Genomic DNA, 22,739 nt, shown 5'->3' with positions numbered 1-22,739 from the left:
CAAGACATATCGCGTCTCTGCGTTCACGAGGGCGACCCTGCGTGAGGCAGGGATCGACGGTGCGTTAGTCCATCCGCACCTTGCCGCGGCCTTGCTTGATCCCGCTGCGCGCCTTCTTTTCGTCCACCCGCCGCGCCTTGGCCGCTTTTCCGGGCTTGGTCGCGATGCGGCGCGCGTCGCGTTCGTGCGCCCTGACCAGAAGGGCGTCCAGCCTCTCCCGCGCATCCTTGCGATTGGCTTCCTGCGTGCGGAATTGCTGGGCCTGAATGACCAATGTTCCGGCGGACGTCATGCGGGAGCCGGCCAGTTCCCTCAGTTTGCGGAAGGCATAGGGCGGCAGGCCCAGGCGATAGACATCGATCCGTAGCTGAACGGCCGTTGCGACCTTGTTGACATTCTGGCCGCCGGGTCCGCCAGCGGTAATGAACCGCTCCTCCAGCGCATCCTCCGGGACGTCAAAGACCGGCATCGTCGATCAGTTTCGTGGGGAATCCGGCCTGAGCGAAGGTGGCGGGGAGGGGCGCCGTCGCTTCCGCAGCGGCCTTGGTCCCGCGCGGAATGGACAGGAAGCGGCTGTGCAGAAGCATGCCTCGTGCCGGGTTCGTCGAAGCAGACGCTCCGGCCTTGCCATAGACCGGATCGCCGACAATGCCCGCGCCCAGACCGTGCAGGGCGTGGACCCTGATCTGGTGGGTGCGGCCGGTTTCCGGGCGGAAGGCGATGAGCGACCGGCCCTCATGCATGGCGATCAATGTCCAATGCGTCTTTGCCGATTTGCCCTTCTGATCGGGCACCATCCGCCAGCCATCCTGCGCGCTGCTGATCTTCTTCAGCGGCAGGTCGATCGTACCTTCATCGCCTTCAGGCACGCCATCGACGACGGCGATATAGCGCTTTTCCACGGTCCCCGCCTCGAACGCGGCAGTAAAACGCTTGTGCGCCTTGGGATTGCGGGCGAGGAGCAGGCATCCGCTGGTGTCCCGGTCAAGCCGGTGGACGGCCAGCGGCCAGCGCTGAAATCCGAAGGTGAGCGAGGCCAGATGGTTTTCCAGGCTCATCGCTCCATCGCGCGGCGGATCGACCGGCAGGCCAGCCGGCTTGTCGAGGATGATCGCTTCCCCGTCGATAAACAGCACGCGGTCAGTAAGCAGGGTCAAGGGCGGTTCCGATGAATGGGATGGTCCCGGCGGTTATAAGCCGGCCATCAGGACAATTGACGCGGGTCGCGGTTGCTATAGGCATTTGGCATGGGTGGGGAAAGGGCCGCGGCCGCACAAAGATATGAATGGGTCGATGTGGCCCGCGGCATAGGCATTGTCGCAGTCGTCATCGGTCATGTGTGGAGCCGCGGGCTGCCGCATACGCTGACCTACAGCTTTCACATGCCCCTGTTTTTCCTTTTATCCGGCTATCTGTTCCGGCCCAAGCCGATCGTGGCATTCGCCCGCAGCCAGATCGTCTGGCAGGGCCTGTCCTATTGCGCTTTCCTGGCGCTGCTGGTCGCCGTTGACACGCTGATAGAGGGCAGCCGGGGCGGGCGCGGCATATTCCACACCTGGCCGCAGGACCTTGGACGTCTGGCCTTTGGCGGGTCGAAGCTGCGGGGGCCGTTCACGGTATTCTGGTTCGTCCCCTGCCTGATCTTCGCGCGCATCCTGTTCAATGCGCTGGCGGCGCGCTTTCCCGATCCGTTGGGCAAGGCATGGTGGTTCATAGCGCCCCTGGCGCTGGCGGTCGCCTATCTGCTGGGTTGGGCGACGGATGTCTCGCCGCTCGGCCTGCTGACGGTGCCCATGGCGCTATTCCTGCTGTGGGCCGGCGCCGCGCTCAATGTCATCGGATGGCGGGGATGGATGCTGTGGCTGCTGCCGCCTTTGTCGATTGCGGGTCTTTTCTTCCTGCCTGCGCTCAATATGAAGGGGGGGGATTATGGCTGGCCGCTTCTGTCTATGGCGGGCGCGATCGCCACCTCGCTGCTGATTTTTCGCGCCAGTCATTGGGGCGGCGGCGTGCTCAAGCCTTTTTCAGCGCTTGGCCGGGCTTCGCTGGTGATTATGTATCTCCATGTGCCGGTGATCCATTATCTGTCCTACCTGCCGCGGCCATGGATTCTGGCGCTGGCGACGGTCATTCCGCTGCTGGTCTATTATCTTCTGAACCTGACCCGGCCGACACGCACCGTCTTTCTGGGTCAGCCCAAATAGAAAGGGGCCGGCGAACCGGCCCCTCCCCATATTCTGTTTCGTCCGGTTCAGCCGTGCACCTTGTTCGCGACCTCGGCGACGCGGCGGCCCTGATAGCGGGCGCCCTCCAGATCGACCTCGCTCGGCTGGCGGCTGCCGTCGCCACCGGCGATGGTGGTGGCGCCGTAAGGCGCGCCGCCGACCACATCCTCATGGCCCATCTGCCCGGCATGGCCATAGTCCAGCCCCACGATCACCATGCCAAAGTGCAGCAGGTTGGTGATGATGGAGAACAGAGTGGTTTCCTGTCCGCCGTGCTGAGTCGCCGTCGAGGTGAATGCGCCGCCGATCTTGCCGTTCAGCGCGCCCTTGGCCCAGAGCCCGCCCGCCTGGTCGAGGAAGGCCGCCATCTGGCTGGAAATGCGGCCGAACCGGGTGCCAGTGCCGACGATGATGGCGTCATAGTCCGCCAGTTCGGCCACGGTCGCGACCGGGGCGGACTGGTCCAGCTTGAAATGCGCGCCCTTGGCGATTTCCTCCGGGACGGTTTCCGGCACGCGCTTCACATCCACGGTGGCGCCAGCCGACCGGGCGCCTTCCGCGACGGCGTTCGCCATCGTTTCGATGTGGCCGTAAGCGGAATAATAGAGAACCAGAACCTTCGCCATGAGATGTCTCCTGCTGCTTGATGAAAAGGGGGCCGCCCGCGCGGGGGCGAAGCGAGGCAAGTGACTCGCTTCGACGCGGGCGGCCAGGCCTGTCGGGGCCTATTCGCTGTCTACGAGGACGATTTCGCTGTCCTCGATAGCGGTGATGGTGATCGGCTTGCCGCCAGTGATCGCCGCCCCATCGCGGGCGTTGAACACCTCGCCATCGATTTCCACCTTCCCCGTGGCCGGGACGAGATAGAGGTGACGGCCGTCGGCGCTGTCATGCGTGACGCTTTCCCCGGCCTTCAGCGTACCGCCGAGCAGCCGGGCGTCGGCGCGGATGCGCAGCGCCTCATTGTCATTGTCATAACCGCTGGCCAGAACGACAAGCTTGCCGGACCGGTCCTCCTTGGGGAAAGGCTTCGCCCCCCAGCTTGGCGCACCGCCCCGTTCGCGGGGGATGACCCAGATCTGGAACAGCGTCGTCGTTTCGTCCTCCAGATTATATTCGGCATGACGGACGCCCGTGCCGGCGCTCATCACCTGGACATCGCCGGCCGCAGTGCGGCCCTTGTTGCCCATGCTGTCCTGATGCGTGATCGCGCCGGTGCGGACATAGGTGATGATCTCCATGTCGCTGTGCGGATGGGGCGGAAAGCCGTTGCGGGCGGCGATCTCATCGTCATTCCACACCCGGATCGCGCCCCAGCCCATGCGGGCGGGATCATGATAATTTGCAAAGGAAAAATGATGCCGTGCGTTGAGCCAGCCGTGGTCGGCGTGGCCGAGCGTAGCGAAAGCGCGTTTCTCGATCATGTGCCAAAATCCTTGTTAAGTCGACGGGGAAAGCGAGGGTGTCACGCCTTTTGTCCCGCTTGATTTCCTACAAGATAGGCGTCAGGATCGTTTCCGAAACAGGCAATGTCGAAACGGATTGTTTCCCTATGCGCTTACCAGATTTCGAGGCCTGGGCGATGTTCGCCGCCGTGGTCGAGCATCGGTCCTTCACCGATGCGGCCAAGGCCCTGTCCGTCTCCAAGGCGACCATATCCAAGGCGGTCGGCCGGCTGGAGCAGCATCTGGACACCAGCCTGTTCAGCCGCACCAGCCGCCGCCTGGCCCTGACCGAAAGCGGCCGCCGCCTTGCCGACCATGCCGCCCGGATAGTCGGGGAGGGCCTGGCGGCGGAGGAGGCCGCGCGCGAGGAGATTACGGAGCTGGCCGGGCTGGTCAGGCTGGCCGCGCCGATGACGTTCGGCCTTAAGAGGGTCGCGCCGATCGTGGCGGAGTTCATGGCGCAGCATCCCCATGTCACCGTCGACCTGCATTTGTCGGACTCCCATATCGATATTGTGGAGATGGGGCTGGACGCCACCCTGCGCGTCGCCGCCATGCCGGACAGTTCATTGCGCGCCCGGCGGCTGGGCGATGTCCATATGTTCATCGTCGCGTCGCCCGCTTATCTGGATGCGCGCGGCCGGCCGGCCCACCCCTCTGACCTCGGCCATCATGACGGGCTGCTCTACTCCAATGCCAAGACGCCTGAGGTATGGCGGTTCAGCGGGCCGGGCGGGCAATCGGTATCGGTGCAGCTTCGATCCCGCTTCATGGCGAACAGCGGCGAGGCGATGCAGTCAGCGCTGCATGCCGGTCTTGGCGTTGCGATGCTTCCCGACTTCATCATCGGCGAGGACGTGGCGAGCGGCAGGCTGGAGGCGATATTGCAGGAATGGACCCCGCCTCCGATCGGCCTTCACCTGGTGACGCCGCCGTCCCGCCTGCGGCCCGCGCGCGTGGAAGCACTGCTGGATTTCCTGGCGGCGCGGATTGCCGCCGACTGTTGATCGCGAGGCGGGGAGGCACCCGAAGACGTGGCGTTGGAGCGGATAATCGGTCCCTGCCATTGGTAAATATATGGCCTGTATGGGATTTTTTTCCTGCAGGGCAGGATTAAGGATCGGCCGCGCCCGCCGTTAATCTTTCGCCGCCAGCATGCCGTTGGCGGTTCCAAAACATGGCGGTTTTGCGCCCATTTTGGCCGTAATAAAAAGAATCTTCGACAGGGGTTAAGCGCCGGAAAAGCGATTCGGTAAAGCGCGACTCGTGGATTCAGGCCGTTTAGGCAAAAATTAACCTTTTGCGTTCATAGATGGTTTGGTTAATGAATAGGGCCGCTGCGGTTTCCCGGCAGGGAACGCAATGGGGGTATTGGGGCGTTGTTGGGTCAACGCACTCTTAAGCAAGGGGCTGCATAATGCGCGTGCTGCTGATCGAAGACGAGCCGACGACTGCCAAGGCGATTGAGCTTATGCTCACGACGGAAGGCTTCAACGTCTACACCACGGATCTTGGCGAGGAAGGCCTCGATCTGGGCAAGTTGTATGATTACGACATCATCTGTCTGGACCTGAACCTGCCGGACATGCACGGTTATGACGTGCTGAAGAAGCTGCGCAGCTCCAAGGTGCAGACGCCGGTCCTGATCCTGTCGGGGGTCAGCGAAATGGACAGCAAGGTCCGCTCCTTCGGCTTCGGCGCTGACGATTATGTCACCAAGCCTTTCCACCGCGAAGAACTGGTCGCCCGCATCCATGCCGTTGTGCGCCGTTCCAAGGGACATTCCCAGTCGGTCATCCGCACCGGCAAGCTGGCGGTCAATCTGGACGCCAAGACCGTCGAGGTCGATGCCAACCGCGTTCACCTGACCGGCAAGGAATATGCGATGCTGGAGCTGCTTTCGCTCCGCAAGGGCACGACGCTCACCAAGGAAATGTTCCTCAACCACCTGTATGGCGGTATGGATGAGCCTGAACTCAAGATCATCGACGTGTTCATCTGCAAGCTGCGCAAGAAGCTCGCTCTTGCCTGCGGCGGCGACAATTATATCGAAACCGTCTGGGGCCGCGGTTATGTGCTGCGCGATCCCGATGAGGAAATCGAACTGGAATCGCGCGTCGCCTGACACGGCTTATGCGCAACAGTGACTCCGGGGGTGAGAACCGGCGATCCGAAAGGGTCGCCGGTTTTTCTTTTGGAATGTGGCTGAAGCGAGGGGGTGGCAAAGGATGGGCTATGACGGCACAGCCATTGCCGCCATGCCGGTCTTGAACCGGTATAGATAACGCTATGGTCGCAGGCTTGTGAAACGCAAGGCCGCCTGGGTTCAACGCATATATCTCTACAAACTCCAATGGCAGACGGTAGGTTTCCCACCGCTAGCACGCCGGTAAATGCGTAAACCCAAGCGGCGCCCGATACAGCAATGGCTGCTCCGCTGCCCTTCTAAATAATAAGGCAATTGCTTTATTTTATTCGCGACAGCACGCATAGGATCAATGTCAGGCGAGGAATCGGAGGGGCGGACGGCATGAACAGGATCGGGCTTGAGGCGCAGGTCGTGCGTGAGCTTGAGCCGGACGATGTGGTGCGTGCTGCCGGGGCGGCCGGGTTCGATATGGCGGGCGTCTATATCGATCTGGACCGCTGGACGCCGGCCATGACGCGCGAGGTCCGCAACGCATTCGCCCAGACCGGCGTTGCGCCCCTGGAGGCGGAAGTGATCCGGATGTGGGAGGCTGTCGGCGAGCACGAACGGAGGCTGATCGACATCGCGTCCGACATTGGTCTGCCCTATCTGATCGTTGTCAGTATGGCGCGGGACGGGGACCGGGCCGCCGATCTGCTGGCGGAGCTGGCCGGAATGGCACGGCCGTCCGGGGTTCGCCCGGTTCTGGAATTTGGCGCTTTCACCGCCATTCGGGATGTGGATGCGGCCCTGGCCGCGGTGTCGCGCGCCGGGGGCGGCGTTAATATCCTTCCCGATCCCATCCATCTCGCCCGGAGCGGGGGCGCGCCGGCCGATCTGAAGCGCATCCCAGCCGCTATCCTGCCCTTTGCGCAGATTTGCGACGCAGGACCACCGCCCGCCAACCCCACGCCGGAACTGCTGCTTGAAGAGGCGCGGCATTACCGGCTGGACATTGGTGAGGGCCAATTGCCGCTCGGCGATTTCTATCGGGCGCTACCGCCGGGCATTCCGCTGAGCAATGAGGTGCGATCGATCGCCTGGGAAAGGCGATACCCGGACCCGTTTGAGCGCGCGCGCATATTGGCGACGAATATGCGCCGCTGGCTGGCATCCATCGATATACGATAGGCCAAGGGGTTATTGGCCGAACTTCGCTTCCCGTGCGAGGGTGACGGCTTCGCGGGCGGCGGCCAGGAGCGCGCCGGATTTCGCCTCACATTCGCGCTGCTCGTAGACGGGGTCGCTGTCGGCGACGATCCCGGCGCCCGCCTGGACGTGCATGACGCCATCCTTCAATACGGCGGTGCGCAGGACGATGCAGCTATCCATATTGCCGTCTGGCCCGAAATAGCCGACCGCGCCCGCATAGGCGCCCCGCGTTTCGCTCTCCAACTCGGCGATGATCTCGCAGGCGCGGACTTTGGGCGCGCCGGAGACCGTGCCCGCCGGGAAGCCTGCAAACAGGGCGTCCAGCGCGTCTTTGCCGGGTGCGAGGCGGCCGACCACATTGGAGACGATGTGCATGACGTGGCTGTAAAATTCGACGGTATAGCTTTCCGTAACCTTCACCGTGCCGGGGGCAGCGACCCGGCCGACATCGTTCCGGCCCAGGTCCAGCAGCATCAGATGCTCGGCGCGCTCCTTGGGATCGGCGAGCAGGCTTTCACGGTTTGCGGCGTCCTCGATCGCGGTCTTGCCGCGCGGCCGGGTGCCCGCAATCGGGCGGATCGTGACTTCGCCGTCGCGCATCCGCACCAGAATTTCCGGGCTGGAGCCGATCAGGGCGAAGCCCGGCATGTCGAGATAATAGAGGAAGGGCGAAGGATTAATGCGGCGAAGCGCGCGGTAAAGCGCGATCGGCGGCAGGGTGAAGGGGCTGGTGAAGCGCTGCGCCAGCACGACCTGAAATATGTCGCCCGCGACGATATAATCCTTTGCCCGCGCAACCATCTCGCCATAGCGGCCTTCGGGCAGCACTGGCGTAACGATGATCTCGGCGGGATCGGCGGCCGGGGCGGTATCCGGCACCGGACCGGCGAGGCGCGCGGCGGTGGCGTCGATCCGGTCAAGTGCGGCGGCAATCGCCCGGTCGGGATCAGACCGGGGATCAAGGGTGGAATCGGCCCAGACCGGCGCGACCAGGAACAGGATATCGGCCAACCGGTCGAACACCAGGATCACGGTGGGACGCACGAACAGCATGTCGGGCACGCCGATGGGATTTTCCGCGGGGCGCGGCAGCTTCTCGACCAGCCCGACAGTTTCATAGCCAGCATGGCCGACAAGGCAGGAGAGGGCAGGCGGCAGGTCCGGGTCCAATTCCGCCCGGCATTCGGCGACAAGCGCGCGCAGTTCGGCAAGCGCGCCTTGAGGCTGGGTGACAAAAGCGTCCCGATCGGTGGCCCAGTGGCGGTTCACCTCCGCCTTGTCGCCGACGGCGCGGAAAACAAGGTCAGGCGCAAGCCCGATCAGGCTGTAGCGGCCACGCACTGCGCCGCCCTCCACCGATTCCAACAGGAAATCGCCCCGGTCCTGCTCCATCAGCTTGAGCGCGGCGGAAATGGGCGTGTCGGTGTCCGCGATCTGCCGCCGCCAGACGAAGGCGGACCGGCCCGCCGCCAGAGCGGAGCGGGCGCGATCCATGGCCTGCCTGTCGGTGTCGCGCATTCCCCCGGACCGGCTTATTGCTCGCCGCCGCCATTGGCGCGGCGCAGTTCCTGCTTTACGCTGGTGACGACGGTCATGTTGCGGGCGACCTTCAGGTCCTTCTCGATCGCCTTCTCAAACTGCTGGGCATATTCATTGCCGACGACATTGCCGAGCTGACCGCGCACCTGTTCCACCAGTTGCGGCTGCCCTGCGGCGTCTTCCTGCTGAACCTGGTCAAGCTGGACGAGGAAGTAACCGCGATCCTGGCCGATGGGCAGCGCCTTGATCGTGCCCTTCGCCATGTTGAACATCAGCGCCAGCGGGGGAGGCGGCGCCTTGTCGCCACGCATCAGGTCGGCGCGGCGGCCTGCGGCCTTCTGAACCGGGGGCAGGGGCACGCCGGCGGCGGCAAGCGCTTCCTCCAGCTTTGCGCCCTTGGCGACCTTTGCGCGAATCTGTTCGGCAACCGCCTTCGCCTTGATCGCGCCCTGAGCGAGTTTGTATTGCGCAACGACCAGTTCGCGAACCTTGACCAGCGGCGGCGGCGCGGCGGCGGCGATATCGCCCACCTTGAGCAAGGCATAGCGCTTGTCCTGAACGATGGGCACGATCTGCGCATCGTCATCGGCGGCCATGTCGAAACCGGGTTTCAACAGCGGCAGCACGTCCGGGTTGGCCTTATATGCCTGATCCTCGACATTCTGGCCGTTGGAGACGAGCAGCGGCGTGTTCTCAATAGTCAGGCCATTATCCTTCACCGCCTCGTCGAAGGTCGCGCCATTGCCGATCTGATCCTCGATCTTGCCGGTGAAGTCGGAGAGCAGAGCCTGTTCCTTCTGGCCGCGCAGCGTCTCGGTGATTTGCGGGCGCACCTGATCCAGCGTCTGGGCAGGCTTGCGGTCGATGGCGGTGACGCGCAGCAGGCTCCAGCCAAGCGGGGCGCGGACGGGGCCGACCAGGCCGCCCTGCGGAGCGGCGAAACCCTGGGCAGCGATTGCGGCGGAGGAGGTGGCGGCAAGCTGCGCCTGTGTCTGGCCAGCCAGGGTCGAGACGGACAGGCCAGCCGACTGCGCAGCCGCGGCGAGGGTCTTGCCGCCCGTAACGTCCGCCGCGACGGTCTTGGCGGCGGCTTCGGTCGGCAGGATCAACTGCTCGAAGCTGCGCGTCTCGGTCGCGGCATAGGCGGTCTTGTTGTCGTTGTAATATTTGCCGATTTCCGCGTCGCTCGGCTGCGCGGCTGCAGCGAAGCGCGAGAGGTCGATCACGGCATAGCGCAGGCGGCGTTGTTCGGGGATCGTATAGCGCCCGGCATTGGCCTTGTAATAGGCGGCAAGCTGCGCATCGGTGGGCGCAGTCGCCGGTACGAACGCTTCGGAAGGAATCGCCGCGATGCGCCCTGCGCGCGCCTCCAGCAGCAGCGAGGCATAGGGCAGGACAAGGCTGTCCGGCAGGCGGACGCCCAGAGTTGCCGGACCCACCACCTGCTTGCCCATGATTTCCTGGGTAATGTCGTCGCGCAGCAGCTTCTCGCTGACATTCTGGCCGGCCAGAGCGCGGCGGAAGATGTCTTGGCTGAAATTGCCCGATGCGTCCTGGAAAGCCGGGATGGCGGCGATCTGCCCGTCGACCATCCGCTTGCTGACGCTCATCCCCTCATTCTTGCCGAAGGCGGCGATGGAAAGGCCCGCAACAAGCTGATCATAAACCTGGTCGACGCCGCCCTGGGCGAGGAAGGATGCGATCTGCAATGTCGGATTATTGCGGCGCTCCTGCTCGAAAACGCGCTGCGACCGGCTCTGCAGGTCGGCGGAGGAGAGGGCCGATCCGCCTACCTTGGCGGCGTTGCTTCCCGCGCCGCCGAACAGGCTGGTGATCCCGCCGCCCTGGCTGTTGCCGGTGATATCGCCCATCGCAAAGGCGATGCCGATGATGGCCAGGAAGCCGAGGGCGATCCATGTGCCGACCTTCGATCCAAGAAAACGGCGGAAAAAACTGAGCATCGGGGGTCCGGGAATGGCTGTATCGTTACGGGTCACCCACTAGGCCGCTTGGGGAGAAGCATCAAGCGGTTACTGGACATGTGGGCATCAGACGCTATCGCCGCTCCCATCATTCACCCTCTCGTGCAGGAGAAGAAGGCTCATGGGCAGGCGCAAGCTGGTTGTCGGCAACTGGAAGATGAACGGGCTGCGCGCCCAATTGCCTGAAATAGCAGCGATCGGGGAACTGGCGGGCCAGCATCCGGCGGTCGAGGTGGGATTGTGCGTACCCGCGACCCTGATCGAGGCGGCAAGCGGCGTGTCGGGTGCAGCCTTCATCGGTGGGCAGGATTGCCATCAGAAGGCGAGCGGCGCGCATACGGGATGCGTTTCCGCCGCGATGCTGAAGGAAGCGGGCGCGGGCTGGGTGATCGTCGGCCATAGCGAGCGGCGGATGGATCAAGGCGAGACCGACGCCGACATCGCCGCCAAGGCGCTGGCCGCCAGAGCCGAAGGGTTGAAGGTCATCCTGTGCGTGGGCGAAAGCCTGGACGTGCGGGACGCGGGCAATGCCGAAAGCGTGGTGTCGGCGCAATTGCTGGCGTCGCTGCCGGAAGGCGCGGCGGCGGACTGGCTGGCCATCGCCTATGAGCCGATCTGGGCGATCGGGACGGGCCGTATTCCAACGATGGAGGCGGTGGAGACCATGCATGTCGCCCTGCGCGCGGCCCTTGCAACGAAGATCGGCGCAGAGGCGGACGGCATGCGCATCCTCTATGGCGGCTCTATGAACGGCGAGAATGCCGCGGAGTTGATGGCCATTGCGGATGTCGACGGCGGCCTGGTCGGCGGCGCGAGCCTGACGGCAGGCAAATTCGCGCCGGTGATCGCCGCTGCGGGCTGATGCAGCAAATCGTTGAGCAGCGCTGATTTGGCGGCTAAGGCGCATCTGTGAACCGGATCGGCCAAATCCTGATGGCGCTGCTGCTGTTGCTGGGGCAGATGAGCGTGCTTGAACCGGCGGTGTCGAGCACGCCGCCGTCGTCGGACGCCGTGCACGCCACGCTGCCCTGTCATTCCGAATCCCATTCGCACAAGGCGCCCCTGCCGCATATGTGCTGTTCCGCCAGCCTCGCCTTTACGGCGACGGCGGAAACGCGGTTGCCCAGCCGGGCGAAGATCGCGGCGGTGGAGCCTGCGCATTGCGTCACGCCCTTGTCTGGCATGGCCCTGCCGCCCCGCACGCCGCCGCCGCGCGCCTGACCTGAAACCGGTAGCGCCGTTCCCAGTGGACGGCATTGAAGGGCGCACTGGCGCCCGCGATCGCCCGCATCTGTCTCCAGACGGGCGACGGTTCAGGATATCTATATGAAATATCTATCATTTGTTCCCGCTACGGGAGCATTGGCGCTGGCGTTTCTTGCCGCGCCGCAAGGGGCGATGGCGCAGGCCAATGAGGAGAGCGCCGAGGAAGAAGAAAGCGGCGAAATCGTCGTTCAGGCGACCCGTTCCGGGCGGCGGCTGGCCGATGAGCCGATCCGTGTCGAAGTGCTCGATCGCGAGGAGATCGAGGAGAAGATGCTGATGAAGCCCGGCAATGTGGCGATGATCCTCAGCGAGACCGGCGGCGTCCGGGTGCAGGTGACGTCCCCGGCGCTGGGCGCGTCCAATGTCCGCATTCAGGGGATGGACGGGCGCTTCACGCAATTGCTGGCGGACGGGCTGCCGCTGTATGGGCAGGCGGCTTCGCTCGGCTTGCTGCAGATACCGCCGACAGACCTTGGCCAGGTGGAGGTGATCAAGGGGGCGGCGTCTGCGCTCTATGGTCCCTCGGCGCTGGGCGGTGTCATCAATCTGGTGTCGCGCCGCCCCACCGACACATTCGGGGGCGAGGCGCTGCTCAACATCACCAGCCGCGACGGACAGGATGCGACCGCCTATATCGCCGGGCCGATCGCGGAGGGCCTGGGCGCATCGATCACGGGCGGCGTTCACCGGCAAACGCGCCGCGACCTGGACGGTGACGGCTGGATCGACATGCCGGGTTATGATCGCTGGACCGTCCGCCCGCGTCTGTTCTGGGAAGGGACCGAAGGAGGAAAGGCGTTTCTTACGCTCGGTGCGATGGATGAAAGCAGGCGGGGCGGCACCCTGAAGTGGCGCACGACTCCCGACGGCACGCCCTTTCCCCAAGCCCAGGATACGCGGCGCTATGACGCCGGGTTGACGGCGGAGATGCCGGTCGAGGGGCTGGGCACGGTGAATATCCGCGCCTCGGCGATGACCCAGAAGCATCGGCACGGCTTTGGCGCAGTGATCGAGAATGACCGTCACAGCACGTTGTTCGGCGAGGCGTCGCTTTCGGGCAAAGGCGCGGGAACAAGCTGGATCGGCGGTGTCGCCGTGCAGGCCGACCGTTACCGGTCAAGGACATTTCCCGCCTTCGATTACCGCTACACCAGCCCCGCCATATTCGGTCAGGTCGAACAGGATCTGGCGCCCGATCTGACCCTGGCCGGGAGTGCGCGGCTGGATGCGCATAATGAATATGGCACGCAGTTCAGTCCGCGATTCTCGGCCCTTTACCGGCCTGGACCCTGGAAAATCCGCGCCTCGGCCGGGCGGGGTTTCTATGCGCCAACGCCCTTTGTCGATGAGATAGAGGCGGCTGGGCTATCCCGGCTGGACCCGCTTGCCGGGTTGAGGGCGGAGACGGCCAAGGGCGCTTCGGTGGACTTCGGCTATGCCAAGGGGCCAGTCGACGCGAATGTGACGCTGTTCGGCTCCAACATTCAGGACAGCACCCGGCTGCAGCCTTTCAGTTCGACCGGCGCGGGTCAGCCCGATCGCGTGCGGCTGATCAATGTGCCGGGAGAGACGCGCCTGCGCGGCATGGAGCTTCTGCTCCGTTATCGCTGGCGGCAGATTACCCTGACCGGCAGCTATGTGCATGTTCATGCGTCCGAACCGGCGCTGTCCGGGGCAGGGCGTCAGCCCGTGCCGCTAACGCCGCGCCACACAGGCGGGCTGGTCGCCATATGGGAAAAGCCCGGCAAGGGCAGGATTGGTCTGGAGACCTATTATACCGGGCGGCAGGCGCTGGAGGACAATCCCTATCGCCAATCGAGCAAACCCTATGTCGAGATGGGGATGATGGGCGAGCTGATCCTGGGCAAGATCAGCCTGTTCCTGAACGCGGAGAATATACTGAACGTCCGCCAGACCCGCTATGATCCGCTGCTCCTGCCGAGCCGCGCGGTGGATGGCCGCTGGACGACGGATGTGTGGTCGCCGACGGACGGGTTCGTGCTGAACGGCGGGATTCGCTTCAAGTTCGGCGGATAGGCGAGGGACGGTCCCCCGGCTGGGCCTCCGCCCGACCGGGAGACCGTTTTGCGATCATCATGGTGTGAAACCCTCGCGCTTGGCGGAAAAGTCATGCAGATGACTGTCAATTGGTGCGTTGACTAAGGTGGATCTTTCCCTGACTTTTCGGACGACGACTAAAGCGTTTCGATAATTTAGGAGAAGACAAGAATGGCCCGCATATCGCTCTGCGAACCGCAAGACCTGCCGCCCTCCCTGCAGCGCATGAGCGAGGAGCATGGCCATGATCCCATGATGGTCAACATGTTGCAGGGTTTCGCGCCCGTGCCTGAACTCATCCAATCCTTCATGGGCTGGTACTATCCCTGGCACGCCAATGGAGAAGGGGTGCCCGCCCGCCTTCCGGCGCGGTTGAAGGAACTGGTCCGTCTGCGGATCGCGACCTTCACCGGCTGCAGGCTGTGCAAGGCCTCGCGCCAGCAGCCGGACACCATTTCCGAGGATGTCGCCGAATATATCGATAATCCGGAAACCCAGGAAAAACTCAGCCCGGCGGAGGCCGTGGCGGTCCAGTTCGCCGCCAAGCTGGCCACCGATCATTTCAGCGTCACCGACGCGGATTTCGCCGTTCTGCGCAGGCATTTCGACAACGCCCAGATCCTCGAACTGCTGGTGATGGTAAGCGTCATCTATCTGGGGTTCGGCCGCGTCCTGTCGGTTTTGGAACTGGATAACGCCACCTGCCCGATACCGTCTGCCGCACCGGCATGGACGACTGCGCCCGAAAATGCGGGCATGCAGGCGCAGAGGGACTATAGGGCGCTCCATGCCGCGCCGGTGGAGGGTTGATACTTTATTTAGGGGGTTCCGTCGCGGGCATGCCGTTTTCCGGGCGCCCGCGACGAATACGCTCTCAGCCAAAGCCCAGCGGAGATTTGTAGCCCGGCGAAGAATAGACCAGCCGCTGTTCGCCGACGAAATTGTAACTGGTCTTATGGTCGATGAAATTCGGCTCGTCAGCGGCGATCGCGGCCAGCGCTTCCTTTCCGGCGGGTGACTGCCACGCCGCAATCAGCGCTTCCTCGCTTTCAAACCAATGTTCGGCAACGCCGTCATAGGGAAGGCTGGCGCCAGGATTGGCGTTTCGCGGGCCATTGACCATGTCGAAAACCCTGGGGTGAGCCACCCGCGTCTGGACGTAGCGAACGTCTCCGATCAGGTCGAGATATTGCGACACCAGGGGACCATGATGATTGCGCCAATAGTCGTCAAACTCCTCCAGGGACATTCCGGGGCGACGGCGGGCAAAGGTCAATATCTTCAGCATCCATTCCTCCTTCTTTTTTGTCCGGCGCTGGCGTCGCTATCCCTATGTATATGGACCGTGAGCGAAGCCGTACGCCGCAACCGAACCGTTCGGACATTGATTGCCCGCAACGACCGGCCGGAGCGGAAATTAGTTGGGCGGCGGTCGCAGCGCCAGCCGGGCCGGACGCGAAGCAGCTTCCCACAAAGGCGATAGCGGACATGCCCCGGCCATAAGCGCATTCCTCCGCCATTGCCCCCAGCCCACATCATCGCTATGTGCCCGCCAACGCATTTCATAACCGGGCTTTGACTTCCGCATGTTCACCTTCCTCCTTGTCGTCCAGGCGATCATCGGCGCGATCCTGGTCACCGTCATCCTGATGCAGCGGTCGGAAGGCGGCGGTCTGGGCATGGGCGGCAGCCCGTCCGGCTTCATGTCAGCGCGCGGCGCGGCGGATTTCCTGACCCGGTCGACGACGATCCTGGCGACGCTGTTCGTTGGCCTGTCGATCGTCATGGCGGTCATCGCCTCGGTCAAGCATGCGCCGAGCACCATCGACACCTCGCTGTCCAAGACGCAGGCTCCTGCGGCGGCGAACGGCGCTCCGCCGATGGCGGGTCAGGACCCGCTGGCCGGCGCGGCGCAGTCCGTCGGCAACAGCGCGGCTCCTGCGGCGACGGGCAATCAGACCGTTCCGCTGGCCAACTGATCCAGATCAAAAAACTATTTCCGACTATTTTTGCAGGCGGGCGGATTCGCGCGCTTGCCCAACAGCTTTGTTAGGGGCTAAGCCTTCATTCCCATGGCGCGGTATATATTCATAACCGGCGGCGTGGTCTCCTCGCTTGGCAAGGGCCTGATGGCCGCCAGTCTTGCAGCTCTGCTGCAGGCGCGGGGATATCGCGTGCGTATCCGGAAGTTCGATCCCTATCTCAATGTCGATCCGGGCACGATGTCGCCCTATCAGCATGGCGAGGTCTATGTGACCGATGACGGGGCGGAAACCGACCTCGACCTTGGTCATTATGAACGGTTTACCGGTGTCCCTTCGCATCAGTCCGACAATGTGACGCAGGGCCGCATCTATCAGACGATCATCACCAAGGAGCGCCGCGGCGACTATCTTGGCGCGACGGTGCAGGTGATCCCGCACGTCACCGACGAGATCAAGGCCTTCGCCATGGCCGACACCGACAATCTGGATTTCGTCCTGTGCGAGATTGGCGGCACTGTCGGCGACATCGAAAGCCTTCCCTTCATGGAGGCGATTCGCCAGCTCCACAACGATCTGGGCCGGGGGCAGTCGATCTTCGTCCATGTGACGTTGGTGCCGTATATCGCGGCCGCCGGTGAGCTGAAGACCAAGCCGACGCAGCATAGCGTGCGCGAACTGACGTCTCTCGGTATCCAGCCCAATATCCTGCTGTGCCGGTGCGAGCAGCCTTTGCCGGACAGCGAACGGGCGAAGATCGCCCTGTTCTGCAACGTCCGCAAGGAAGCGGTGATCCCGGCGCTTGATGCGCCCAGCATCTATTCGGTGCCGACCCAATATCATGCCGAGGGGCTGGACGAGGAAGTCCTGCGCGCCTTCGGCATAGACGGGTCGCCGGAGCCGGTGCTGGACCGCTGGCTGGACATTATGGACCGTCAGGCCAACCCGGAAGGGGAGGTGACGATCGGCGTTGTCGGCAAATATGTCGGGCTGCCCGACGCCTATAAGTCGCTGCACGAGGCGCTGACCCACGGCGGCTTCGCCAACCGGGTGAAGGTCAACATCAAATGGATCGACGCTGAACTGTTCGAGAAGGGCGGGGACATCGCCGCCAGCCTGGAGCCGATGCATGGCATCCTCGTGCCTGGCGGCTTCGGCGTGCGTGGCAGCGAGGGCAAGATCGCCAGCGTCCGTTTCGCGCGGGAGCGGGACGTGCCTTTCTTCGGCATCTGCCTGGGCATGCAGATGGCCTGTATCGAGGGCGCGCGGAACACGGCGGGCATCAAGGATGCATCAACCACCGAGTTCGGCGACACCAGCGAACCGGTCGTCGGCCTGATCACTGAATGGATGGGCACTGAGGGCCTTCAGAAGCGCGCCGCCGGCGGCGATCTGGGCGGTACGATGCGGCTTGGCGCCTATCCGGCGAAGCTGGCGGGCAACAGCGTTGTCGCCGGCATCTATCAGGGCGAGGATATCAGCGAACGGCACCGGCACCGGTATGAGGTGAATGTCGGCTATCGCGACGCTCTGGAAAAGGGCGGCCTGCTGTTTTCCGGCATGTCACCGGACGGCACCTTGCCCGAAATCGTGGAACGGCCGGACCATCCCTGGTTCGTCGGCGTGCAGTTCCACCCGGAACTCAAGTCCAAGCCGTTCGATCCGCATCCGCTGTTCGCCAGCTTTATCGAGGCGGCGGTCAAGCATAGCCGGCTGGTCTGAAAACGGACGAGAGATAGAAAATCCGTTCGGGCTGGGCCTGCCGAACCTCCGACCTTCTCTTTGAGCAAGGGCAGTTCCCTTCGACTGCCGCTCGCGGCAGGCGCTCAGGACAGGCTTCGGCTAGCCCAGCATGAACGGATTCTACCCAGATCGTCAGCAATTGCGCCGGCGGTTGTTCTTTTCGTTGTTCTTCTTGTCGATATGCTTGCCGAGCAATGCGCCGCCCACGCCACCGGCAATCGTGCCCAGCGTCCCGCCACCCAGCGCGCTGCCCGCCACCGCGCCGCCAGCGCCGCCGACGATCAGTCCGGTCGTGCCCTTGCTGCGCTTGCAGCGGGAATCATAGCGGCGGTCGTCGCCGCGATATTCACGGTCGCGGGCAAAACTGACCTGCGGGGCGAGGCCGGGGGCCACCACTGCCACGGCAAGCGCTGCGGCCATGAGCTTCGTCTGTTTCATGTCGGACTCCTCTCAATATAGCCGTCATAACGCGGCCGGGCCGGATTGGTCGCACCGCGCCGGCTTATCTTTCGTCCAGTTTGCCGGGATGGCGGCCTATTCGCGGACGCAGCATCGTGTTTGCTGGACAGCCCGAATGGCGGCGATAGGATCGGCCCATGCGTACTACCCTTATAGCGAGCCTGATGCTCGCCACCGCGCTTCCTTTCGCCGCTCCGGCGATCGCCGCGACCGAATCGGTCCATGACCTCAGCGCCACGCGCGCGAAAATGGCGCGCATTGAGATGCGGCCGGACACCAGCTATCTGAACGCCGAGGAGCGGCAGGTCGTGAACCTGTTGATCCAGGCGGCGAACAAGATGTCGGATATCTACCTCCGCCAGAATTACGCCGACAATCCACAGGTGCGCAGCGCGATTGCGCGGAACCGGCGGGCGGACCAGCCTCTGCTGCTCGACATGTTCGATCTGATGACGGGGCCATGGGACCGGCTGAACGAGGACGCGCCTTTCTGGGGAACGCAGCCCAAGCCTCCGGGCGGCGGTTATTACCCCGTCGACCTGAGCAAGACGGAACTGGACAGTTATATCGCCGCCCATCCGGCCGAGAAGGACGCGCTGCTCAGCCCCTATACGGTCGTGCAGCGGCAGGGCGGCAAGCTTGTCGCTATCCCCTATTCGAAACATTATGCGCAATGGCTGGAGCCTGCGGCGAAGCTGCTGGAACAGGCGGCGGCGATCACCACCAACGCCAGCCTCAAGAAATTCCTGACGCTGCGCGCCACGGCGTTCCGCACCGACGATTATTTCGAATCGGAACTGGCGTGGATGGACGTGAAGGACACGCCGATCGAAATCACCATCGGCCCCTATGAAAGCTATCGCGACGAGCTTTATGGGCAAAAGACAGCGTTTGAAGCCTATGTGACGCTGCGCAACCCGAAGGCGTCGGCGGCGCTCGACAAATATAAGCATTATCTTCGCGACATGGAGGCGAACCTGCCGGTTGCCGAGACCTACAAGAATTTCCAGCGCGGCTTTGAGTCCCCAATCGCCGTCGTCGACCAGGTGCATGGCGGCGGCGAGAATGTTCCGGGCATACAGACGGTCGCGTTCAACCTGCCCAATGATGAGCGGGTGCGCGAGGCGAAGGGCGCGAAGAAAGTCATCCTCTCCAACGTGCTGGGCGCGAAGTTCGAGCGCATATTGAAGCCGATGGGCGCGTTGGTGCTGGTGCCCGAACAGGCGGCCCTGCTTTCCAAGGACTATATGGAGAATGAGACGCTGTTCCATGAGCTGTCGCACAGCCTGGGGCCGGGCACCATCGTCAAGGATGGCCGCAAGACGACCGTTACGCAGGAGTTGAAGGAGCAGGCATCGAGCCTTGAGGAGTGCAAGGCTGATGTGATGGGCGCCTGGAACATATTGTTCATGATGAAGAAGGGCGAAATTCCGGCGGCGGAGCGCCCGCAACTCTATGCGACCTATTTCACCGGCATTTTCCGGGCGATGCGCTTCGGCCTGGGGGAAGCGCATGGGCAGGGGGCGGCCGCGCAATATACGTTCCTGCGCGAACAGGGCGCTTTCTCATGGGACAGCGGCGCGAAGCGGTTCCGGGTCAATGACGACAAGATGGAGGCGGCGCTGGGCGCTCTTATCGCGGCGATCGTGAAGCTGCAGGGCGATGGCGATTATGAGGGCGTAAAAGCCTTCTACACGCGCTATGCGAAGCTGGATGCGGAAGCGCAGGCCGTGGTCGCGACCATGCAATCCATCCCGGTGGATATCCAGCCAAGCTATCCGGAGAAAATCTAGAGTTCTTTGCAGGCGGCAGAGCGGCCCGAATCTCTGTTCTCGCCCCGAATTATCGGTTGGCGATGATTGTGTAGATAGGGGTGCTCCTGCCGGCATAGTCGAACTTGCGCCATGTTATGCTGGAGTCTTTGAAGCCCAGTATGGCGAGATATTCCTTCACCAGAAGCGGCGGAAGGCGGTGCCAGCCGTCGGAAATGCCCTTCGGTTTGAGATGGCTCGGCATGAATTTCGATGTTTTGCGGAATCTGCTCATGAACCGGCTCCATGGAGACACATCGGCGACGATCATGGTCTTTTGAGCAAGGCGCGCGCCATTTTCCAATGCGAGAAACGGGTCGCGCAAGTGGAGCAGGATGCTGCCGTAGACAGCGACATCCACAGGGCCAATATCTTCCGGAATGTCATAAACGACGCCATTCACCATGCGTGCGCGGGATTTCAGGGCCTGGTGGCAGAACCAATAGCCATTGTTGATGGCCCGCAAATGCTGGCGCCGCTGCGCGCGCATCGCCGCAGTGTCATTTTCGAAAAATGGGACGATGTCCCAATCATAATCCTCCGAAAGATCGAAAGAGACCACGTCGGCGCCTTGCTGCTCCATATGATAGGTCAAGATGCCGGACGCGGCGCCGACATCGAGCACTCTGCAGCCCGAAAAGTCAAAATTACCCAGATATTCACCAACGCGGCCGCGAAGATCCCACTCGCCATTGACCGTTCCGTGGCCGGGGATGTCCATCGTATGATAAAAATAGCAATCCTTGACTGACGTTACCGTCCGCGGGGTCGCATACACGCCAGATGTTTCCGCGCCATATATGCTGGGACGTGTTCCAACTGACATGCAATTCCGTTCCTGCCGCTAAGGTCGCTTCAGCGCATAGCCAGCTATCACCCGGCTGGCTACTGCGTTACGCGCTTCAGTCGTGAACATGTACGGCCGTATAGGGGACCTGCACATAGTTCAGAACCGAGCGGGCGGCGCGGCCTGCGCGGGTGCTGGTTGAGCCGAACAGCAGTTCGCCGACGTTGAGGCCGATGCCGAAGAATATCCGGTGCTTGAGCGGGTCGCCGCGCTCCCGCTCCCGCGCGGTGAAGCCGCTCGCCATATAGCCCATATGCAGTTCGACAAGGCGCAGCGGCGTCTTTTTGAATTTCTCGACGCCCGCAAGTTTGAAGGCCGCAAGATAGCGCTGCTGCCGGAAATGGCGGGTGCCGTCGAACGTGTAGACGTCCGAATTCGGCGTCACCAGCACACGGAAGTCGAGCTTCTCCTTCAGCCCCGGAACCTCGTTGCGGATAATGGAGAAGGCCGCGCCGCTCGTGTTCATCACGACGTCCTGCCAGGAAAAGCCGCTGGATTTTTTCAGCCCGTCATAGACTTCGCCATAGAGCATCAGGCCGGATGCCAGCAGGGCTGCGGTCACTGCGCTGCCGCGCGCTTCGCCGCCCGTCTTACGGTCGATGCGGGCGCGCAGAATTTCGGCGAACAGATAGGTGTCATAGGCGTGGGCCAACTTGTCCAGGCCGAGGTTGATCGTGTTTTTCCCGAAAAAGCCTTCATTCTGGAAATGGAACTTCTTGCCGCCTTCCTTGACGATCTTCTCGACATTGAGGACCGTCATATAGGTTGCGGCGGCGGCGACCTCCCACCGGATCGTGCGGAACTGGCCACCGAAGGACCGGAAACGGGCAGCGTTTTCGGGATATTTTTGAGGCTGCGGCTCTCCCGGACCATACACCGCAGGGGCCGCCGCGGTGTCGCTGCGGTCAAGATCGGCCTTGCCCGGATCCGTTGAAAGATCGCTATCGCGCTGGTCGACCAGGCTTGGATCGGCATTTTGCACAAAGCCCGTGCGGCCAGGTTCTATCCCGCAGGGAATCCCTTCCCAGGCGGACCGGCACGGGCTGATGACAGTCTCGACAACGCTGTGCGCATAAGCGGGTCTGGCGAACGCCCATCCGCAGACTAGGGCGCCCGAAACCAGCCGGAAATGCTTTCCCGCCCCCGACGTCCAAGGTTGGGCCGAGCCTGAAAATTTCAAAACCGCCAAGATGTGTCCCCGATCTCCAAATATGGTTAACATCGGGGTGATCGGGACTGTCAATCTCTAAGATGACGCTTTGATGACATTGCGCGGCGGCGTGACGTCACCGCCACAGAAAAAGGGGCCGCAATCACGCGGCCCCTTTCATGCGTATCAGTGAGATAATTCAGGCGGCGTCGCGATTTGCCACGATGTCGACGACCTGACCGCCGTTGATGGCGATCTTCTTCGGCTTCATCGCCTCGGGCACTTCACGGACCAGTTCAATGGTCAGGAGGCCATCGGAAAGTCCCGCGGTGTCGACGCGTACGAAGTCGGCCAGTTCGAAGCGGCGCTCAAAGCTGCGATTCGCGATGCCGACATGCAGGAACTTGGCGCGGTCGGCGCTGGAGCTTTCCTCCTTGCGGCCGGTCACCTGCAGCAGATTCTGCTGAGCCGTGATGTCCAGTTCCTCGGCACGGAAGCCCGCGACGGCCAGAGTGACGCGATAGCGATCCTCACTGATCCGTTCGATATTGAAGGGGGGGTAATTGTCGCCCTGCGCCGCGCGGCTGTTTTCGATCAAGTCGAACAGACGATCGAATCCAACGGTGGAGCGGCGGTAGGGGGTAAGATCAAAACCACGCATGTCATATCTCCAATGAGCATAATGAACGATGCCGGACCCGAAAATATGAGGCGCCCGGCAATAGTACGTCCGATCCCGAACTGGCGACCGGACCATGCTGATATGGTTGAGCTATTTTCCTGTTCAAGAGGGTGACGGAATGCGGCCCTCAGGAAGATGTCGCCTGAATGCAAAAGTACCCGGACCGTCGCCGATCCGGGCACTAATGGACGATTGCTCGTCTCCCCCTTG

22 protein-coding genes are annotated in these 22,739 nt (G+C 63.0%); 11 read left to right on the top strand and 11 right to left on the bottom strand.

Features of this window, described 5'->3' with window-relative positions; all coding sequences use genetic code 11:
* Window positions 1-64: 64 nt before the first annotated feature.
* Together arfB and KFK14_RS14680 are read right to left on the bottom strand one after the other, a co-directional pair.
* Entirely contained in the window at window positions 65-469 is a 405-nt protein-coding gene (gene arfB, locus KFK14_RS14685) for an alternative ribosome rescue aminoacyl-tRNA hydrolase ArfB (RefSeq protein ID WP_070155515.1), read from the bottom strand.
* Window positions 456-1,157 carry an RluA family pseudouridine synthase gene (locus KFK14_RS14680; protein WP_212608152.1) on the bottom strand — a complete coding sequence of 234 codons (702 nt, stop codon included), beginning with the start codon at window positions 1,155-1,157 and terminating at the stop codon, window positions 456-458. Before KFK14_RS14680 ends, arfB begins: the two co-directional genes overlap by 14 nt.
* 90 nt (window positions 1,158-1,247) lie before the next feature.
* Between KFK14_RS14680 and KFK14_RS14675 the strand changes: the two genes are divergently transcribed.
* Entirely contained in the window at window positions 1,248-2,204 is a 957-nt protein-coding gene (locus tag KFK14_RS14675) for an acyltransferase family protein (RefSeq protein WP_212608151.1), read from the top strand.
* Between the two features lie 47 nt (window positions 2,205-2,251).
* On the opposite strand, the gene wrbA is transcribed toward KFK14_RS14675, so the two are convergent.
* Together wrbA and KFK14_RS14665 are read right to left on the bottom strand one after the other, a co-directional pair.
* A complete protein-coding gene (gene wrbA / locus KFK14_RS14670) occupies window positions 2,252-2,851 on the bottom strand; it encodes an NAD(P)H:quinone oxidoreductase (RefSeq protein WP_212608150.1) in 600 nt (199 codons plus the stop codon).
* Window positions 2,852-2,950: 99 nt separating this feature from the next.
* Entirely contained in the window at window positions 2,951-3,649 is a 699-nt protein-coding gene (locus KFK14_RS14665) for a pirin family protein (RefSeq protein WP_070155506.1), read from the bottom strand.
* Between the two features lie 128 nt (window positions 3,650-3,777).
* Here KFK14_RS14665 and KFK14_RS14660 point away from each other — a divergent pair, with 128 nt between their 5' ends.
* The 3 genes from KFK14_RS14660 to KFK14_RS14650 all read left to right on the top strand — a co-directional run bounded on the left by KFK14_RS14660 (window position 3,778) and on the right by KFK14_RS14650 (window position 6,989).
* Entirely contained in the window at window positions 3,778-4,677 is a 900-nt protein-coding gene (locus KFK14_RS14660; protein WP_070155561.1) for a LysR family transcriptional regulator, read from the top strand.
* Between the two features lie 410 nt (window positions 4,678-5,087).
* The gene (gene ctrA / locus KFK14_RS14655) at window positions 5,088-5,795 is read left to right on the top strand and encodes a response regulator transcription factor CtrA (RefSeq protein WP_070155504.1); all 708 of its coding nucleotides are present in this window, start codon (window positions 5,088-5,090) and stop codon (window positions 5,793-5,795) included.
* Window positions 5,796-6,200: 405 nt separating this feature from the next.
* Window positions 6,201-6,989, top strand: a complete 789-nt coding sequence (locus KFK14_RS14650; protein WP_212608149.1) for a sugar phosphate isomerase/epimerase family protein — start codon at window positions 6,201-6,203, stop codon at window positions 6,987-6,989.
* Window positions 6,990-6,998: 9 nt separating this feature from the next.
* Here KFK14_RS14650 and trpE read toward each other — a convergent pair whose 3' ends face one another.
* Together trpE and KFK14_RS14640 are read right to left on the bottom strand one after the other, a co-directional pair.
* Window positions 6,999-8,528, bottom strand: coding sequence for an anthranilate synthase component I (gene trpE, locus KFK14_RS14645; RefSeq protein ID WP_246524642.1), 1,530 nt, complete (start codon window positions 8,526-8,528; stop codon window positions 6,999-7,001).
* Window positions 8,529-8,542: 14 nt separating this feature from the next.
* Entirely contained in the window at window positions 8,543-10,510 is a 1,968-nt protein-coding gene (locus KFK14_RS14640; RefSeq protein WP_212608148.1) for a peptidylprolyl isomerase, read from the bottom strand.
* Window positions 10,511-10,652: 142 nt separating this feature from the next.
* On the opposite strand from KFK14_RS14640, the gene tpiA reads away from it, so the two are divergent.
* The 4 genes from tpiA (at window position 10,653) to KFK14_RS14620 (ending at window position 14,665) form a co-directional block, all read left to right on the top strand.
* Window positions 10,653-11,393: a triose-phosphate isomerase gene (gene tpiA / locus KFK14_RS14635; protein ID WP_212608147.1), complete on the top strand. Its 741-nt coding sequence runs from the start codon at window positions 10,653-10,655 to the stop codon at window positions 11,391-11,393.
* A 47-nt stretch (window positions 11,394-11,440) separates the two neighbouring features.
* The gene (locus KFK14_RS14630; protein ID WP_212608146.1) at window positions 11,441-11,752 is read left to right on the top strand and encodes a hypothetical protein; all 312 of its coding nucleotides are present in this window, start codon (window positions 11,441-11,443) and stop codon (window positions 11,750-11,752) included.
* Between the two features lie 105 nt (window positions 11,753-11,857).
* Window positions 11,858-13,834, top strand: a complete 1,977-nt coding sequence (locus KFK14_RS14625; RefSeq protein ID WP_212608145.1) for a TonB-dependent receptor plug domain-containing protein — start codon at window positions 11,858-11,860, stop codon at window positions 13,832-13,834.
* Between the two features lie 192 nt (window positions 13,835-14,026).
* Window positions 14,027-14,665: a carboxymuconolactone decarboxylase family protein gene (locus KFK14_RS14620; protein ID WP_212608144.1), complete on the top strand. Its 639-nt coding sequence runs from the start codon at window positions 14,027-14,029 to the stop codon at window positions 14,663-14,665.
* Between the two features lie 64 nt (window positions 14,666-14,729).
* Here KFK14_RS14620 and KFK14_RS14615 read toward each other — a convergent pair whose 3' ends face one another.
* Window positions 14,730-15,143 carry an EthD domain-containing protein gene (locus KFK14_RS14615; RefSeq protein ID WP_212608143.1) on the bottom strand — a complete coding sequence of 138 codons (414 nt, stop codon included), beginning with the start codon at window positions 15,141-15,143 and terminating at the stop codon, window positions 14,730-14,732.
* Window positions 15,144-15,441: 298 nt separating this feature from the next.
* Between KFK14_RS14615 and secG the strand changes: the two genes are divergently transcribed.
* Both secG and pyrG read left to right on the top strand, forming a co-directional pair.
* Window positions 15,442-15,834: a preprotein translocase subunit SecG gene (gene secG, locus KFK14_RS14610; protein WP_212608142.1), complete on the top strand. Its 393-nt coding sequence runs from the start codon at window positions 15,442-15,444 to the stop codon at window positions 15,832-15,834.
* Window positions 15,835-15,927: 93 nt separating this feature from the next.
* Complete coding sequence (pyrG, locus tag KFK14_RS14605; RefSeq protein ID WP_212608141.1) at window positions 15,928-17,559, top strand: CTP synthase; 1,632 nt, start codon at window positions 15,928-15,930, stop codon at window positions 17,557-17,559.
* Window positions 17,560-17,712: 153 nt separating this feature from the next.
* Here pyrG and KFK14_RS14600 read toward each other — a convergent pair whose 3' ends face one another.
* A complete protein-coding gene (locus KFK14_RS14600; RefSeq protein WP_070155484.1) occupies window positions 17,713-18,018 on the bottom strand; it encodes a glycine zipper 2TM domain-containing protein in 306 nt (101 codons plus the stop codon).
* A 158-nt stretch (window positions 18,019-18,176) separates the two neighbouring features.
* Between KFK14_RS14600 and KFK14_RS14595 the strand changes: the two genes are divergently transcribed.
* Window positions 18,177-19,832, top strand: a complete 1,656-nt coding sequence (locus tag KFK14_RS14595; RefSeq protein ID WP_212608140.1) for a dipeptidyl-peptidase 3 family protein — start codon at window positions 18,177-18,179, stop codon at window positions 19,830-19,832.
* A 49-nt stretch (window positions 19,833-19,881) separates the two neighbouring features.
* On the opposite strand, the gene KFK14_RS14590 is transcribed toward KFK14_RS14595, so the two are convergent.
* The 3 genes from KFK14_RS14590 to KFK14_RS14580 form a co-directional block, all read right to left on the bottom strand.
* Window positions 19,882-20,628, bottom strand: a complete 747-nt coding sequence (locus tag KFK14_RS14590) for a class I SAM-dependent methyltransferase (protein ID WP_212608139.1) — start codon at window positions 20,626-20,628, stop codon at window positions 19,882-19,884.
* Window positions 20,629-20,752: 124 nt separating this feature from the next.
* The gene (locus tag KFK14_RS24055; RefSeq protein WP_246524641.1) at window positions 20,753-21,886 is read right to left on the bottom strand and encodes a DUF2279 domain-containing protein; all 1,134 of its coding nucleotides are present in this window, start codon (window positions 21,884-21,886) and stop codon (window positions 20,753-20,755) included.
* Between the two features lie 160 nt (window positions 21,887-22,046).
* Window positions 22,047-22,508: an Hsp20 family protein gene (locus tag KFK14_RS14580; RefSeq protein WP_070155480.1), complete on the bottom strand. Its 462-nt coding sequence runs from the start codon at window positions 22,506-22,508 to the stop codon at window positions 22,047-22,049.
* Window positions 22,509-22,739 lie beyond the last annotated feature (231 nt).

Origin of the sequence: Sphingobium phenoxybenzoativorans (assembly GCF_018286635.1) — a bacterium.
GTDB classification, from domain to species: Bacteria; Pseudomonadota; Alphaproteobacteria; order Sphingomonadales; family Sphingomonadaceae; genus Sphingobium; species Sphingobium phenoxybenzoativorans.
This window is presented reverse-complemented; position numbering and strand designations above follow the sequence as displayed.